Annotated in this window: 14 protein-coding genes and 1 tRNA gene; 5 read left to right on the top strand and 10 right to left on the bottom strand. The window is 53.0% G+C overall.

What is annotated here, in order from left to right:
- Window positions 1–7 precede the first annotated feature (7 nt).
- From ychF to E0F26_RS12305, 8 genes are all read right to left on the bottom strand, one after another.
- A complete protein-coding gene (gene ychF, locus E0F26_RS12340) occupies window positions 8–1,102 on the bottom strand; it encodes a redox-regulated ATPase YchF (protein WP_279241963.1) in 1,095 nt (364 codons plus the stop codon).
- 10 nt (window positions 1,103–1,112) lie between these two features.
- The gene (gene pth / locus E0F26_RS12335) at window positions 1,113–1,715 is read right to left on the bottom strand and encodes an aminoacyl-tRNA hydrolase (RefSeq protein WP_279241962.1); all 603 of its coding nucleotides are present in this window, start codon (window positions 1,713–1,715) and stop codon (window positions 1,113–1,115) included.
- A 2-nt stretch (window positions 1,716–1,717) separates the two neighbouring features.
- Entirely contained in the window at window positions 1,718–2,377 is a 660-nt protein-coding gene (locus E0F26_RS12330) for a 50S ribosomal protein L25/general stress protein Ctc (protein WP_279241961.1), read from the bottom strand.
- Window positions 2,378–2,446: 69 nt separating this feature from the next.
- Entirely contained in the window at window positions 2,447–3,382 is a 936-nt protein-coding gene (locus E0F26_RS12325; RefSeq protein ID WP_279243232.1) for a ribose-phosphate pyrophosphokinase, read from the bottom strand.
- A 39-nt stretch (window positions 3,383–3,421) separates the two neighbouring features.
- Window positions 3,422–3,496 (bottom strand) — tRNA-Gln (locus E0F26_RS12320).
- Between the two features lie 14 nt (window positions 3,497–3,510).
- Entirely contained in the window at window positions 3,511–4,335 is an 825-nt protein-coding gene (ispE, locus tag E0F26_RS12315; protein ID WP_279241960.1) for a 4-(cytidine 5'-diphospho)-2-C-methyl-D-erythritol kinase, read from the bottom strand.
- Window positions 4,325–4,876, bottom strand: a complete 552-nt coding sequence (locus E0F26_RS12310) for a lipoprotein insertase outer membrane protein LolB (protein ID WP_279241959.1) — start codon at window positions 4,874–4,876, stop codon at window positions 4,325–4,327. Before E0F26_RS12310 ends, ispE begins: the two co-directional genes overlap by 11 nt.
- Window positions 4,873–6,747 (bottom strand): tetratricopeptide repeat protein, encoded by a 1,875-nt coding sequence (locus E0F26_RS12305; protein ID WP_279241958.1) that lies wholly within the window; start codon window positions 6,745–6,747, stop codon window positions 4,873–4,875. Before E0F26_RS12305 ends, E0F26_RS12310 begins: the two co-directional genes overlap by 4 nt.
- On the opposite strand from E0F26_RS12305, the gene hemA reads away from it, so the two are divergent.
- The 4 genes from hemA to E0F26_RS12285 are packed head-to-tail and all read left to right on the top strand — an operon-like array spanning window position 6,712 to window position 10,704.
- On the top strand, window positions 6,712–8,019 hold the full coding sequence (gene hemA, locus E0F26_RS12300) for a glutamyl-tRNA reductase (RefSeq protein ID WP_279241957.1): 1,308 nt from the start codon (window positions 6,712–6,714) through the stop codon (window positions 8,017–8,019). The two genes, E0F26_RS12305 and hemA, sit on opposite strands and share 36 nt — an antisense overlap.
- A 41-nt stretch (window positions 8,020–8,060) precedes the next feature.
- On the top strand, window positions 8,061–9,146 hold the full coding sequence (prfA, locus tag E0F26_RS12295; RefSeq protein ID WP_279241956.1) for a peptide chain release factor 1: 1,086 nt from the start codon (window positions 8,061–8,063) through the stop codon (window positions 9,144–9,146).
- Complete coding sequence (prmC, locus tag E0F26_RS12290) at window positions 9,143–9,964, top strand: peptide chain release factor N(5)-glutamine methyltransferase (RefSeq protein ID WP_279241955.1); 822 nt, start codon at window positions 9,143–9,145, stop codon at window positions 9,962–9,964. Before prfA ends, prmC begins: the two co-directional genes overlap by 4 nt.
- A complete protein-coding gene (locus E0F26_RS12285; protein WP_279241954.1) occupies window positions 9,961–10,704 on the top strand; it encodes a HesA/MoeB/ThiF family protein in 744 nt (247 codons plus the stop codon). The genes prmC and E0F26_RS12285 overlap by 4 nt, the downstream gene beginning before the upstream one ends.
- Window positions 10,705–10,734: 30 nt before the next feature.
- Here E0F26_RS12285 and E0F26_RS12280 read toward each other — a convergent pair whose 3' ends face one another.
- The gene (locus tag E0F26_RS12280) at window positions 10,735–12,111 is read right to left on the bottom strand and encodes an MATE family efflux transporter (protein WP_279241953.1); all 1,377 of its coding nucleotides are present in this window, start codon (window positions 12,109–12,111) and stop codon (window positions 10,735–10,737) included.
- Window positions 12,112–12,276: 165 nt separating this feature from the next.
- Here E0F26_RS12280 and rhlB point away from each other — a divergent pair, with 165 nt between their 5' ends.
- On the top strand, window positions 12,277–13,485 hold the full coding sequence (gene rhlB / locus E0F26_RS12275) for an ATP-dependent RNA helicase RhlB (protein ID WP_420887690.1): 1,209 nt from the start codon (window positions 12,277–12,279) through the stop codon (window positions 13,483–13,485).
- Window positions 13,486–13,509: 24 nt separating this feature from the next.
- Here rhlB and cysZ read toward each other — a convergent pair whose 3' ends face one another.
- The gene (cysZ, locus tag E0F26_RS12270) at window positions 13,510–14,244 is read right to left on the bottom strand and encodes a sulfate transporter CysZ (RefSeq protein ID WP_279241952.1); all 735 of its coding nucleotides are present in this window, start codon (window positions 14,242–14,244) and stop codon (window positions 13,510–13,512) included.
- Window positions 14,245–14,377: the final 133 nt, after the last annotated feature.

Raw genomic sequence — 14,377 nt, 5'->3', positions numbered from 1 at the left:
CCCCCGGTTAGACGTTAAAGCGGAAGTGGATGACATCGCCATCCGCAACGTTATAGTCCTTGCCCTCAAGTCGCCATTTGCCGGCTTCCTTCGCGCCCGCCTCACCCTTTAAGCTGACGAAGTCATCGTAGGCAACAACCTCAGCTCTAATGAAACCTTTCTGGAAATCCGTATGGATGACGCCAGCTGCCTCAGGCGCCGTGGCCCCCACTTTGACGGTCCAAGCTCGTACCTCTTTGGGGCCAGCCGTAAAGTATGTTTGTAAATTAAGAAGCGCGTAGCCAGCACGAATGGTTCGGTCGAGCCCTGACTCTTCCATTCCCATGTCGGCGAGAAACTCGAGTTTCTCATCATCTTCAAGTTCGGAAATTTCAGATTCCATTTTGTTGCATATGGCGACAACGCCCGCATTTTCAGACTGGGCAAATTGCGTCACCGCATCGAGGTGCGGGTTGTTCTCAAAACCGTCTTCAGCCACATTTGCGATGTACATGGTTGGCTTTGTCGTCAGAAGATGCATCATCTTCACGAGAGCCTGCTCGTTCTCATCGAGGTCCAGCGCGCGCACAGGAAGCGCCTCATTTAAGTGCGGGAGTAACTTTTCTTCAAGCAGTGCCTTCGTGGCAATCGCGACTTTGTCACCACCTTTTGCGGTGCGAATGACTCGCTGCAATTGTTTCTCGCAGCTCTCCAGATCAGCCAGTGCCAATTCGGTATTGATGGTCTCAATGTCCGCCAACGGATCGATTTGATTCGCCACGTGAATGACGTTCGGGTCCTCGAAACAACGCACCACGTGCGCAATCGCATCGGTCTCTCTGATATTGGCTAAGAACTGATTACCCAGACCCTCTCCCTTTGACGCGCCGGCTACCAGCCCCGCAATGTCAACGAACTCCATAGTCGCAGGAATGCACCGTTCCGGGTTGACCAGAGCCTGTATTGCATCTTGACGAGGATCGGGTACGGATACGACGCCAGCATTTGGTTCTATGGTGCAAAAAGGGAAGTTTTCTGCATCAATTCCGGCTTTTGTGAGTGCATTAAATAGCGTCGACTTGCCAACATTTGGTAGGCCTACAATGCCGCACTTAATACCCATAAAAAATTCCTTAGAGATCGTCTTTCGTTTTATCGCTGCTGTGCAGTTGTGTCATGGCTTTCACCTCATCCCCGGCCATTAGCAGTGCAAGTGCACTCACGGCCTCTTCTTGGGATTGATCAATCAGCCCCTGCTCGATTTTAGAGGCCTTATTGAGCACCCACCCCGAGACTTTATTGGCACTGCCCGGGTGCCCAATACCCACGCGTAAGCGCCAGAAGGCACGACTGCCGCCCAGTGCTGGAATGATATCGCGAAGACCATTGTGCCCGCCGTGTCCGCCGTCAAACTTAAAACGACTCGCGCCGGGGGGCATATCCAGCTCATCGTGTGCAATCAAAATGTGCTCAGGTGCAATTTGAAAATACTTTGCTGCGAGCCCCACAGCTTTTCCGCTGTGGTTCATAAAGGTGTCGGGAATCAGGAGGCGCACGTCTTGGCCGTTGACCATTCCGCGTCCGATGCGACCCGCTAGCTTTTTGTCAGTTTTGAGTTCGATAGCATTACGTTTTGCTAACGCCGAAACGAAATCGGCACCCGCGTTATGGCGAGTGCCGATGTATTTTTCGCCAGGGTTACCCAGACCGACAATGAGTCGAATGCTGGGCTTCACGACTAGCTCTCTTCGCCGCCTTCGGACTCATCAGCCTCTTCAGCTGAATCGTCATCGTCGCCTGAAGCTGCTTTGGCGCCCCGTGGCGCGAGCACGCTGGCTACACCCATATCTCTGTCATCACCGAGTGCAAGTGCTGTTGACGTAACGCCAGCGGGCAGTTTGAGGTCAGAGAGGTGAATAATGTCACCGACCTGGACATCCAACATATCGACTTCGATAAATTCAGGGAGGTCACCTGGTAAAGCGAGTACTTCAACTTCGTTCACTGTGTGCTGGATACGACCGCCACCTAACTTGACGCCCACACATGTGTCTTCGTTGATGAAGTGTAGCGGGATAGAAACTTTGACCGCCTTGTTCGCTTCGATTCGGAAGAAGTCAGCGTGCATTGGAAAATCCTTTGCAGGGTGACGCTGTAGCGCTTTCAGAATCGCTTTTTCTTTCTTACCGTCGTAAGCCACTTCAATAATGGCAGAGTAAAACGCTTCCTTTTCGAGGTGCTTTTCGAAGTCTTTTCGGATCAGCGATAAACTCACGGGCGCACTATCGCCCCCGTATATGATGGCGGGTACTTTTGCTTCGAGTCGGCGAAGGCGGCGGCTCGCACCTTTCCCTTCATCACTGCGAAGCTCGGCTTCTACTACAAAAGTGTCAGACATGGTCTGTCTCCTTTGACAATTCACCTCCGAACCTGCGACCAGTTGGGAGGTGGGTGGGTTTACGCTGTTTTATGCGTCAAACAGCGCGCTAATGGATTCTTCGTTACTGACTCGTCGTATTGATTCAGCCAACAGGTCAGCGATGGTTAATTGGCGGATCTTCGAAATGCTTTTAGCTTCAGCGCTCAGTGGAATGGTGTCCGTCACCACAAGCTCATCGAGCTGGGAGTTGCGAACGTTCTCAAGCGCCTTACCTGACAAGACTGCGTGCGTACAGTAGGCCACAACTTTCTTCGCGCCACGCTCTTTGAGGGCGTTCGCGGCTGAACAGAGCGTGCCAGCAGTGTCGACCATGTCATCAACCATGATGGCAGTGCGGCCTTCAACATCTCCAATCAAATTCATCACCTCGGACTCGTTAGCACGAGGCCGGCGTTTATCAATAATCGCCAGATCAGCGTCATCGAGCTGCTTAGCAATGGCTCGTGCTCTGACAACGCCGCCAATATCGGGCGAGACGACAACCACGTCCTTAAATTTGCTCGCGGTGATGTCATCATTGAGTACGGGTGATGCGTAGACGTTGTCCACCGGGCAGGTAAAAAAGCCCTGAATCTGTTCCGCGTGCAAGTCGACCGTCAGCACGCGATCCACGCCGACACTAACCATCATATCGGCAACGACCTTGGCCGAGATCGGTACTCGCGACGATCTGACACGTCGATCCTGGCGTGCGTAGCCAAAGTACGGTACGACGGCCGTGATCCGGCTCGCCGACGCCCGGCGTAGCGCGTCAATAGTGAGCAAGAGCTCCATCAAATTGTCGTTCGTTGGTTCACAGGTGCTCTGAAGGACGAAAACGTCTTTACCGCGAACGTTCTCGTTCAGTTCTACGGTGACTTCGCCATCGGAGAATTTATCAACTTTAGCGCCACCCAACTCAAGATAAAGGCGGCTTGCCACCTTTTTGGCTAGGTCGGGGTTTGAGTTGCCCGTAAAGACCATCATTTTCGAAGACATGCGGGGCATCCTGCGACTAGAAAATGGCTGGGGCGGGAGGATTCGAACCTCCGAATGGCGGGATCAAAACCCGCTGCCTTGCCGCTTGGCGACGCCCCAATAAAATGTTCATGCTACTCAATGGAGTAGCGGTTAATTCCCTCTGCGACGAAGGCTTGAAAACAGCCCTCAGCCTCATCGGCAACGCGCTCGGCCGATTCGCGCTCGTCATAAGCGGCAAATACACAGGCGCCGCTTCCGGTCATCATGGCGGAGCCTCGTGCTGACAACCACTCTATGGCCGCTCTCACGGGTTCATACCGCGCCTCCACCACAGCTTGGAGGTCGTTATGAACTGCCCCGTCGAAAAAGGCCGACACTGTAATTGGCGGAGTATTGCGTGTCAATTCTGCAGCGGTGAAGATTTCCTGTGTTGAGACGTGACAATTGGGGTAAATAATCACAAACCAGCGATTTGGCAGGTCAATAGGACAGAGTTCCTCACCAATACCCTCTCCCCATGCTGAGTGCCCGCGAACAAAAACGGGCACATCAGCGCCGAGTGACGCACCCATCAACGCCATTTCGTCAATGCTGTAACCCAGTGTGAGCAGTTTGTTCAGCGCAAGCATGGTGACGGCTGCATTCGAACTGCCTCCGCCTAAACCACCTCCCATTGGGATGATTTTATTAACGGTTATTGAGACGCCAATGTGATCGGGTAAGGCCAATAGATTGGCAGCCCGAATAATAAGATTCTCTGACTGATCTATCCCTTTAAGGTTGCCTGCTAACCGAATGCCTGGCGTCTTGCTCAACTCAAACCTTAGCGTATCGCCCCAATTGAGAAGCTGGAAAACAGTTTGCAGCTCGTGATAGCCATTGGACCGCTGCCCAGTGACATGTAAAAAAAGATTGAGCTTGGCGGGGCTCAGTACTTCGAGCACGTTATTTAGCATCGTTTTCGAGTTCCCAGTGACTGACCACGACCTTTACCGCGATATCAGCGCCGCGAAGAAGGATCGTTTTCGGTGCATCGAGTCCTCCAACAGACTGCCAACTCCTGACTTCGGAGGAAATGTCCGATGCCGGTAACACTTCACCGGTCAATGTGCGCGCAAAGTCCTGAGACGCCATCGATGCGAAGGCTCTGAGGTCTTTGTTAAGTTGATGAGTTTGCAGTTTTGAGAGCGATTGATCGGGCTGTCGCTCATAGAGTACGCCGTCGCGCTGATGTAAGACGAGCGCCTTTATGCCCAACGTATCGCTTAGGGTGATGACATCCTCGCCTTCCACTTGATGTCTCCATGTAAAGCGCAGCGATTGGCGTGTGTCCTCGGCGGTCACCAGCAGTTTACCCTTGGCCGTCCAAGGCTGTGTTACCGATATTTGCGTTTCCCTCATCTCATCATAGGGGACTGGGGTGTCGACTTTGTGAGCGCACCCGTTTGTGAGTAACGCCAGTGTCAACACGATGATGATGGATCGGGATGACATCATTTAGGGAGTGGTATCGCCAATCGAATGGCCGTGTTGATAAGCATTGGATTATTGGGTGACGATTTTAAGTGTGCCACCATCAAATCGCGCGCTTCGATTTCGCGACCAACGGACCAAAGTAGTTCAATTAAGTGAGCCGCGACCTCTGGGTCCGGGTATTGCTGGTAGGCCTCTTTGAGCAAGGCTTCGGCTTGCCGATTCTTACCTAACTTAAAATAGACCCAGCCGAGGCTGTCGATAATGGCAGGGTTGCGCGGGTCTTTTGAAATGGCCTCCTCTAACAGGGTGGCCGCTTCAGAAAATCGCTCAGTATTATTGGTAAGTGCGTACCCGAGCGCATTCAGCGCGCCGGCATCACCAGGTCTTAATGCGAGCACACTCCGATAGTCACTCTCGGCCGCCTCAAAACGTCCTGCACGCTCCAGTAAACTGGCTCGAGCAAACAGCAATCGAGTTGAGTTCGAGAGCGATGCAACGCCCTCAGAGAGAATGTCGACCGCTCGCGTTGAGCCCACTGCATTGAGAGCGTCAGCGTGGAAGATAAAGTTGACCTCCCGGCCGTTTGGATGTGCTGTCCGATGGGCTTCGAAAAACGTATTGATGGCGGCTTCTCGGCCGTCATCTAGCAGGAGCTTCGTCGCTTCTCGCAGCGCAGCGGTCAGATTTTGGGAGTCGCCAACCTTTGCTAAGGCATCCAGTGCACCGGTGCTGTCACCCAGTCGAGCCAAAGCAATTCCACGATACAGATAAGCGTCATCGAGGCGCTGCTGGAGCGAAATGACCCGATCTAGAATAACGAGCGCAGCGGCAGGCTGATCGAGTTCTAAATCCAGCAAGGCGGCGCCCATAGCGTAATCGATGTTCTCAGGTGCAATCTCAACCAATACATCAAATTGCTGTTTTGCCTCGGTTAATCGCTGTTTTCCTGTCAGAAACCGCGCGTACTGATAACGAAGAAGTGGACTATTAGTGGCCTCTATCGCCTCAAGCAGGTAGTCAAATGCCGTTTCTTCGTCAGTGCGTGATCGAATTTCGGTGAGCAGTAGTGTGCCGCGCTCGTGATAAGGCTCAATGGAGAGCAGCGTCATTAAAATACCTTCAGACGCCGTCGCCTCGCCCTCTCGCCAAGCCAGCAGTGCCTTGGCGAATAAGGTCCGCGGCTCGTTAGGGTAGGCGTCACTCAGCTCGATTATCAGGTCTTTGATGAGCCGTTGCGTTTGGGCTGGCTGAGCTTTAAAGCCATTTAATAGGGCAGCTGGATTAATATCCGATGACGAGGCAAACGCTCTTTTGGAGTATGGGAGAGCTGTTACTATGTCGCCACGCTCGATCAACAAAGCCGCCGCGAATGTGGCGGCTTCTGCGTCCTCGGGAGCGAGATCAGATACGCGCTGAGCCATGCTGAGTATCGCGTCGCGATCGCGGAGAAATTGAGCTAGTTGGAGTGCGCGCCGAGCAACGGCAGGGTCCGGCAGCGCAAGACTTGCCGCGAGCAGCTTTTCTAATCCCAACTCCAAATCTCTCGCTCGGATGGCAAATTCGGCTTCGAGTAGCTGGTGGAGCTGCTCGTGCGGTATATCAGCATAAGGCGGGGCGCTATCGTCGATATCGAGTACCGGTGCTGCCGAAGCGGGCGCTGTAGGGCTACTCGCAACGGTTGTGGACGCCTCTGGCCCGGTCGCACATCCAGCCAAGGTTAAGAGAGTCGTGATGAAAAAAAGTTTAATCGCTCGCATGAGTGTAATAATGACATACCCGACGAATTCGGCACATGCCCGCATGTAGGGTAAATTGTCTGGTATAGTTTGCTCAAATGTACTTAATACTTTACAGGTATGACGTCTAAGGTAATTGTCATTGGTGTTAATCACGACTCGGCACCCGTCGCCGTGCGTGAGCGCGTGGCGTTCGCGCCCGAGGTGGTCCCAGAGGCAATTTCGGACTTGATCTCGTCCACGCAGCTTGAAGAGGGTGTCATCCTTAGCACCTGTAACCGCACAGAAATTTACGGCTGGTACTCGCAAGACGAGCAAGGTGTTGCTGCCGGTGATGATATCGTTACTTGGTTGGCGAAGTTTCACGGTCTATCCTCCGACGACCTCGCAACCTGCACCTACCGGAACTATGGTCTCGCGGGCTTAACACACTTGGTAAGAGTGGCGGCAGGTCTTAACTCAATGGTTCTAGGTGAGCCTCAGATTTTCGGTCAAATTAAGTCTGCGTTCGCCGTGGCGCAGGAAAGTGGCGGCATTGGTGACTCGCTAAGCAAGCTATTTCCTGAAGCCTTCCGATTAGCAAAGCGTGTGCGTACTGATACGGCGATTGGTGAAAATCCGGTGTCGGTTGCGTATGCCGCAGTCGATTTGGCGGGAAGAATCTTTTCAGATCTGGGTAACCGAACCGCGTTGCTTTTGGGTGCGGGTGAAACGATAGAGCTTGTCGCTCGACATCTCAACGAAGCCGGTCTCGGCAAGCTTATCGTTGCTAATCGAACGTTAAAGCGAGCTGAAACACTGGCCGAGCAATTTAGTGCTGAGGCGATACTGCTTGCAGATGTCACCGAGCGGCTGCCCAGTGCAGACATCGTTATTAGTTCTACCGCAAGCCAATTGCCCATTTTAGGTAAAGGCGCAGTTGAAGAGGCGATAAAAGCACGTCGTTTCAGACCTGCTTTACTTATTGATCTCGCTGTTCCGCGAGATATTGAGCCACAGGTGGCCTCACTCTCGGACGTCTATCTCTACACCGTGGATGATTTACGCGGCGTCGTTGAAGAAAATGTTCGTATACGGAGTCATGAGGCGAGTAAGGCGGACAAAATTGTTGAGGAGGGTGTTGTTGAGGTTGAGGCCTCTTGGCACCTTCGGGCGTCTTCTGATGTCGTTCGCAATTATCGCGAATCCGCCATGGCGATTCAGCAAGCTGAGTTAGAGCGTGCGTTGAAAGCTCTTGAGAGCGGTAGGCCTGCAGAGGAGGTGATCACGCGATTGTCCCGTGATCTGACGAATAAACTTATTCACGCGCCGACAGCAGGGCTAAAACAGATCGCAAAAGAGGGTGATCGTGTTAATGTCTCGCGTGCAGCAGAGTTGCTTGGTGTGTCCTCATCGGTACCCTCAGACGGTTCGTCGACACTCCAATAATTCGACACCCCCCTAGCGTATTTCGATAAAGGCCGTTAATTGTGAAATCATCGCTTGTTACCAAGCTTGAGTCCCTTTCTGATCGTCATGAAGAAGTCTCGGCGCTTTTGTCAGATGCAGAAACGGCGTCTGACCCCAATAAGTTCAGATTACTTTCCCAGGAATACGCACAGCTTGATGAAGTGGTGAAGGTGTACGACGGTTATCGGCGTGCACAGGAGGATCTCGCTGAAGCAAAGGTGATGTTGAATGACCCGGATGCGGACGTCAGGGAAATGGCGCAAGAAGAAGTGGCAACAGCTGAAACCTTTATGGCAACTGCTGAGGGTGAACTGCAGCTTTTGATGTTACCCAAAGATCCCAAGGACAAAAGCAATGTGTTCTTGGAGATCCGGGCAGGGACGGGTGGCGATGAAGCCGCGATTTTCTCTGGCGATTTGTTTCGGATGTATTCTCGGTATGCGGAGAGTAAGCGCTGGGCAATCGAAATTATCTCTGAGCGCGCTGGCGATCACGGTGGCTATAAAGAAATTATTACGCGTGTCGCCGGTGAGGCGGTATATGCGCACCTGAAATTCGAGTCGGGTGCTCATCGAGTGCAGCGTGTGCCTGAGACCGAGTCTCAGGGTCGAATTCATACCTCAGCTTGTACGGTGGCGGTCATGGCCGAGCCTGACGAAGTCGAGGAAATCGAAATTCGTAAAGAAGATCTGCGCGTTGACACCTACCGTTCGTCTGGTGCCGGTGGTCAGCATGTCAATACAACTGACTCTGCCGTGCGGTTGACTCATATACCGACAGGGATTGTGGTTGAGTGTCAGGATGAGCGCTCGCAACATAAGAATCGTGCGAGAGCGATGTCTCTACTCCAAGCAAAGCTTGCTTCGGCCTCAGAGCAACAGCTGGCAGCAGAGCAGGCAGAGGAGCGACGAAACCTTGTTGGCACGGGTGATCGATCTGACCGGATTCGAACCTACAATTACCCTCAAGGGCGCGTAACGGATCATCGTATTAATTTGACGCTTTATAAGCTCGATGAGGTCGTACAAGGCGACTTAGATGCAGTCGTTCAGCCCCTTCGACAGGAGCATCAAGCCGACCTCCTTGCGGCCTTGGGCGATGAATGATTGTTAAAGATGCACTTGCGGCGCATGCGGCCTTTAGGCGTGACGCAGAGAGGTTGCTTTTGCATTGTTTAGACTTAGCTCATGAGGACCGCGCTTGGCTGATAGCGCATGACACAGACGAGCTGCCAAACAAGGTGCTCTCGGTCTTTGAAGAACTTTGTCAGCAGCGGCAAACGGGAATCCCTCTTGCTTATCTATTGGGTTATCGCGAGTTTTGGTCGCTCAGATTGCGTGTTACTCAAGATGTTCTGATCCCGCGTCCAGAGACCGAGTGCCTGGTAGAATGGGCGGTCGAGTTGGTGGGCGAGTACGGGCTTAGTCGCTTTCTCGATTTGGGAACGGGCAGCGGTGCCATCGCCATGGCAGTAAAATCGGCGTGCCCAGAGCTCAGCGTTACGGCGAGCGATGCAAGCGCTCGTGCCTTAGCCATTGCGGCCGAAAATGCGGCGACACTAGACTTGCCTGTCGAGTTGATTGAGTCCAATTGGCTCTCGGGTCTGGTCGGCCGAAAATGGCCACTGATCGTATCCAATCCACCTTATGTTGCGGCAAATGATCCTCACCTTGCAGCGGGTGACCTCCGCTTTGAGCCGATAAGTGCGCTGACCGACGGAGACGACGGTCTCGGAGCGATCCGTACGATAGTCGATGAGTCCCCAGCTCACCTCGAACCCGGTGGTTGGTTGCTTTTGGAGCACGGCTACGATCAGGCGGCAGACGTCGCCAAGTTAATGGCACTGCGTGGTTTCAATTGCATTACCCTAAGACACGACCTGGCAGGACGACCACGGGCAACAGGTGGATGTTGGACCTCATGAATGACGAATGGCTGGAGCGCTACTCGCGCCAAATACTGCTACCCGAAGTGGATTTTTCGGGGCAAGAAGCGCTTGCGACATCTTCGGTAGCCATTATTGGCTGCGGCGGGCTAGGGTCCTTGATCGGGCTCTATCTTGCAGGTGCGGGCGTGGGGGGCATTACCTTAATCGATGACGATGTAGTTGAAATCAGTAATTTGCATCGGCAATTGGCTTTTCGTGAAAGCGACCTAGGGAAGTCAAAATCAGAGGCCTTACGTAACCAACTAGCGCTTCTTAACAGCGACATTGCCATTTCGGCGGATAACTATCGTCTCGGGCAAGACAGTGCGCTTGATGAGACCTACTTAACGGGAGTCGATTTGGTGCTCGATGCAACCGACAATCTCGCGGCAAGACACACATTAGAATCGGTCACTCGACGATTGAACTTGCCTTGGATTATGGGTGCAGCCACAAGGTTTCACGGTCAAGTTGCTGCCTTTAGTCGCACACGAGCAGAGGGGTGCTATCAGTGTATTGCACCGGCTCAAGACGCTGAGCGAAGCGCGGATTGTCGTAATGAAGGTGTACTAGGGACGGTGGTTGGCGTGATAGCCGCCTGGCAGGCGCAAGATGCACTAACGATACTTATCGGGCGTAGCTCACCTCAATGGGGGGTATTGCGCGTTTACGATGCCAGTGAGCAGCGCATAGACAAGCTAACCCTTACACCAGTGACGGGGTGTGGCCACCGCTAGGGCCCGAGCTTTCCCGGACCGTAGGTATGATTACTCTGTTACCAAATCACTGGGAATGGGCTGCTTGAGAAGCGCCACGAGCTTGATGGCAATCATCCCAGACGCAACGCCTACCCCCACGATTATGCCCACCCAAAACCCGGCTGCACCATCTGAGGCGTTGTTGGCTGTCATGATGCCAAGGTAATAGCCAAGGGGGAGGGCTATCAGCCAGTAGGCGACCATCGATGCGATAAAAGGGAACGTTGTTTTCTTGTAGGCTCGCATCGAGAAAGAGCCCACGATCTGGACGGCATCGATCATCACAAAGAGAGCCGCGAAGCTCAGTAAGCGGACCGCGAGCAATGACATATCAGACGATTGTGTGTACACAGATACAATGACATGAGGTAGTGAGAGTAGAACTATCATTGTCACTGCGCTGACCGCACCCGAGTAAATCATGCCCGCTTTCAGGGCCCGAAAGACTCCGGCCTTGTCTTGAGCGCCGATAGCATGGCCCATTCGGGTAGCCATTGCACCGCCGATGGCGAGCATCGGGATATAGAACATATCCCACACATTAAAAGCTATCTGATGTGCACCAATAGCTACGTCGCCAAGCGATGATATGAGTAGCGCGATGCCTGTGAAAACGGCAGTTTCAAGGAACATCGTGGCGCCAACGGGAAATCCCAATACGAGTATATTTTTTATCGCAGGTAAATCGGGTGCGACCGGCATCCACGGCGGCATGAAGGGTTTCAAGGAGTCTTTATTCAAAACATATACGGTGATGATCAGTGCGGAAAGCCACATCGAAATGGCTGTTGCAATGCCACAGCCTTTGGCGCCCATCGCTGGAATGTCTCCAAAGCCAAATATGAGCACGTAATTCAACGGTATGTTCGCAAAGAACCCAATGACCGCGGCGACGGCAAATGGCGAGGTTATTCCAAGACCCTGTGTGTGGTATCGAAGCGCCATGAAGATGCCGATAGCGGGCAGGCCAAAGGCCACCATACGAATGTAGTCGCCCGATTTCTGGACCGTTAATGCATCGATTCCCAGCCAGGGAAGGCCGCCGGGGCTGAGGTAGCACAAGGGCGCTACCAATAAACTCAGAAGCACCGCTACCCACAACGATTGGGGTAATTGATCTTTGATTCGTTGAAGACGACCCGCACCGAAGTCCTGCGCAACAATGGACGACGACGCGAACATGACCCCTAAGACGATGAGGTATAGCGGTAGCCATATATGAAAACCAATGGCGATCGCAGCGAGATCTTTATCGCCAAACCGTGCAGCCATGATCGTATCGACAACCCCAGTCCCCATCTGGGCGGCTTGAGCGAGGAGCAACGGCCAGCCTATGCGCCAGAGATGCTTAAGCTCGGACGTAACTGAAGTGGATGTATTTACCATGGGGGTTCTCTTGCCTTATGGCCTATTTTACCACGACAGATGTTTTTACCGCGATGGGCGTTTCTAACACGACGGGGGTTGAAAAAGCCGAGGCCCGTAAATAAGGACAGTGTTGAGTAGTCAGTGTGCTATGCTCCGGCCTCTTTTGACAGGACCCGATTGCAATTGTCTGAAAACACTGCACAAACGCCCGAGAATGCGGCATCTACCGCCGAGGACATTTTATTCGAATCGCTAGATCTTGATGGCTCGCTCATGCGTGGCATCGACGCACTGGGATTCGAGAAATGCTCGCCAATTCAGGCAAAGATCCTGCCCTATACCCTCGAGGGACATGATGCCATCGGCAAGGCTCAGACGGGCACGGGCAAAACAGCGGCGTTTCTGATTACGTTATTCAATGACCTGCTGAATAATCCTATTGAGGGGGAGCGTTACCTTGCAGAGCCACGGGCCGTCGTACTGGCACCCACTCGCGAGTTGGTGATGCAGATAGGCGATGATGCTCGGGAGCTGGGTAAGTTCACCGGACTCAGTACTGTGACCCTGATTGGTGGCGCAGATTATGCAAAGCAACTGGCCAAGGTGAATGATCGCGTGACCGATATTGTTGTCGCGACGCCGGGTCGTCTGATCGACTTTATACAGCGTGGTGATATGTTCCTTGACCGTGTTGAGTCTCTGGTTTTGGACGAGGCGGATCGCATGCTGGATATGGGGTTCATCCCTCAAGTAAAGCGTATCGTGAGGTCAACGCCGAGAAAGGAAGACCGACAGACATTGTTGTTCTCGGCGACCTTCAGCCCAGATATTATGAATCTTGCGCGCCAGTGGACGTTTGATCCAATTACAGTGGAAATTGAGCCCGAGCGCGTGGCTACAGAAAATGTTGAGCAGCGCGTTTACCTTCTGGAGAGTCGAGACCGACTCAATGTTTTGAAGCGTATTCTTGCCGAGCCTGATGCAACATCGGTTATTGTTTTTGCAAATCGGCGAGATCAAGTGCGCCGTGTTTACGAACGGCTGAATAAACAGGGCCTAGAGTGCGGCATTTTATCGGGCGAGGTTGCTCAGGTGAAACGTACGAAGACCCTGGAGCGTTTTAAATCAGGCCGTATTCGTGTGTTGATTGCGACAGATGTGGCCGGCCGAGGGATTCACGTGGATGGAGTCAGTCACGTCATCAACTACGATCTGCCCGAGGACCCTGAGGACTACGTGCACCGCATAGGCCGAACTGGCCGCGCGGGTGAAAAGGGCATTTCTATTAGTTTTGCGAGCGAGGACGACGCGTTCTTACTGCCTGAAATTGAGGCGCTTCTGGGTGAGCCGCTAAAATGCTCGCAAGTCCCTGAGGAATTACTCGCAGACTAAATGAGTGTGCTCTAGTCGCTACGACTAGCGGAGATGTCTCAGCTCTTCACACCACAACAGCGTCGCACCTGCGACGGCAGCTGGAATCAAGATTAGATTGAGAATGGGCAGGCCTGAAACAAAGGCCACCACGGCCCCAAAGGTTATGGACGTTGACCGGCGTGCACTACAGGCGGCACGGACCTCGCCAAATGACAGCCGGTGGTTGTCCATCGGGTAGTCAACGAACTGCAATGACATCATCCATGCGCCGAGTAAAATCCATAAAAGCGGTGCTACGACATTTATGCCTGGAATCAGGGTGATGATGAGCACTAATAACGCCATTGGCACGTAGTGCACTATCTTTTGGATTTCCCTCAGAAAGCCTCTGGGTATGGCGAGCACCATTTGAAGCGCTGAGCCCTCATTGACGATAGCCTCTCCGGTCACATATTCCTCCACTCGCTCGGCCAGTAAGCCGTGAAAAGGCGAGGTGAGAAAAAGGACGATGAATATCGAGATATAGCCCGATAGCAAGGTTCCAAATAGCCAGATAAGCGGAGTGACTATCCACGCGAGAAACTCCCAGTCCCCGATGAAATTGCTGGTGTAGTCGATATAAAGACCGGACAGGGCCTGGTAAATGGCGCCTGCCATTAGCGCGAACACCGCTATGTTTGCCAGTAGTGGAATGACCACGAAGCGGCGGAGTCCGGGGCGCGTTAGAAGGCCCATCCCCCGGAAAAAGTACCCGAATCCTGAAAGTGTATTCGCCATTAGTTTTAGTCTCGACCACATTTTTTGGGCGCGAGAACGCGCCGCTTGTCAGAGGTGTGACTATACTACGAAGGAGGTTGAGTGGAATGGCTTTGGATATTAATGCGGCATAAGGTTGGCCGTGCTGAAAGGA

This window comes from Candidatus Paraluminiphilus aquimaris, assembly GCF_026230195.1.
GTDB lineage: Bacteria > Pseudomonadota > Gammaproteobacteria > Pseudomonadales > Halieaceae > Luminiphilus > Luminiphilus aquimaris.
The sequence above is the reverse complement of the archived record's forward strand: the minus strand, read 5'-3'. Positions and strand labels throughout refer to the sequence as shown.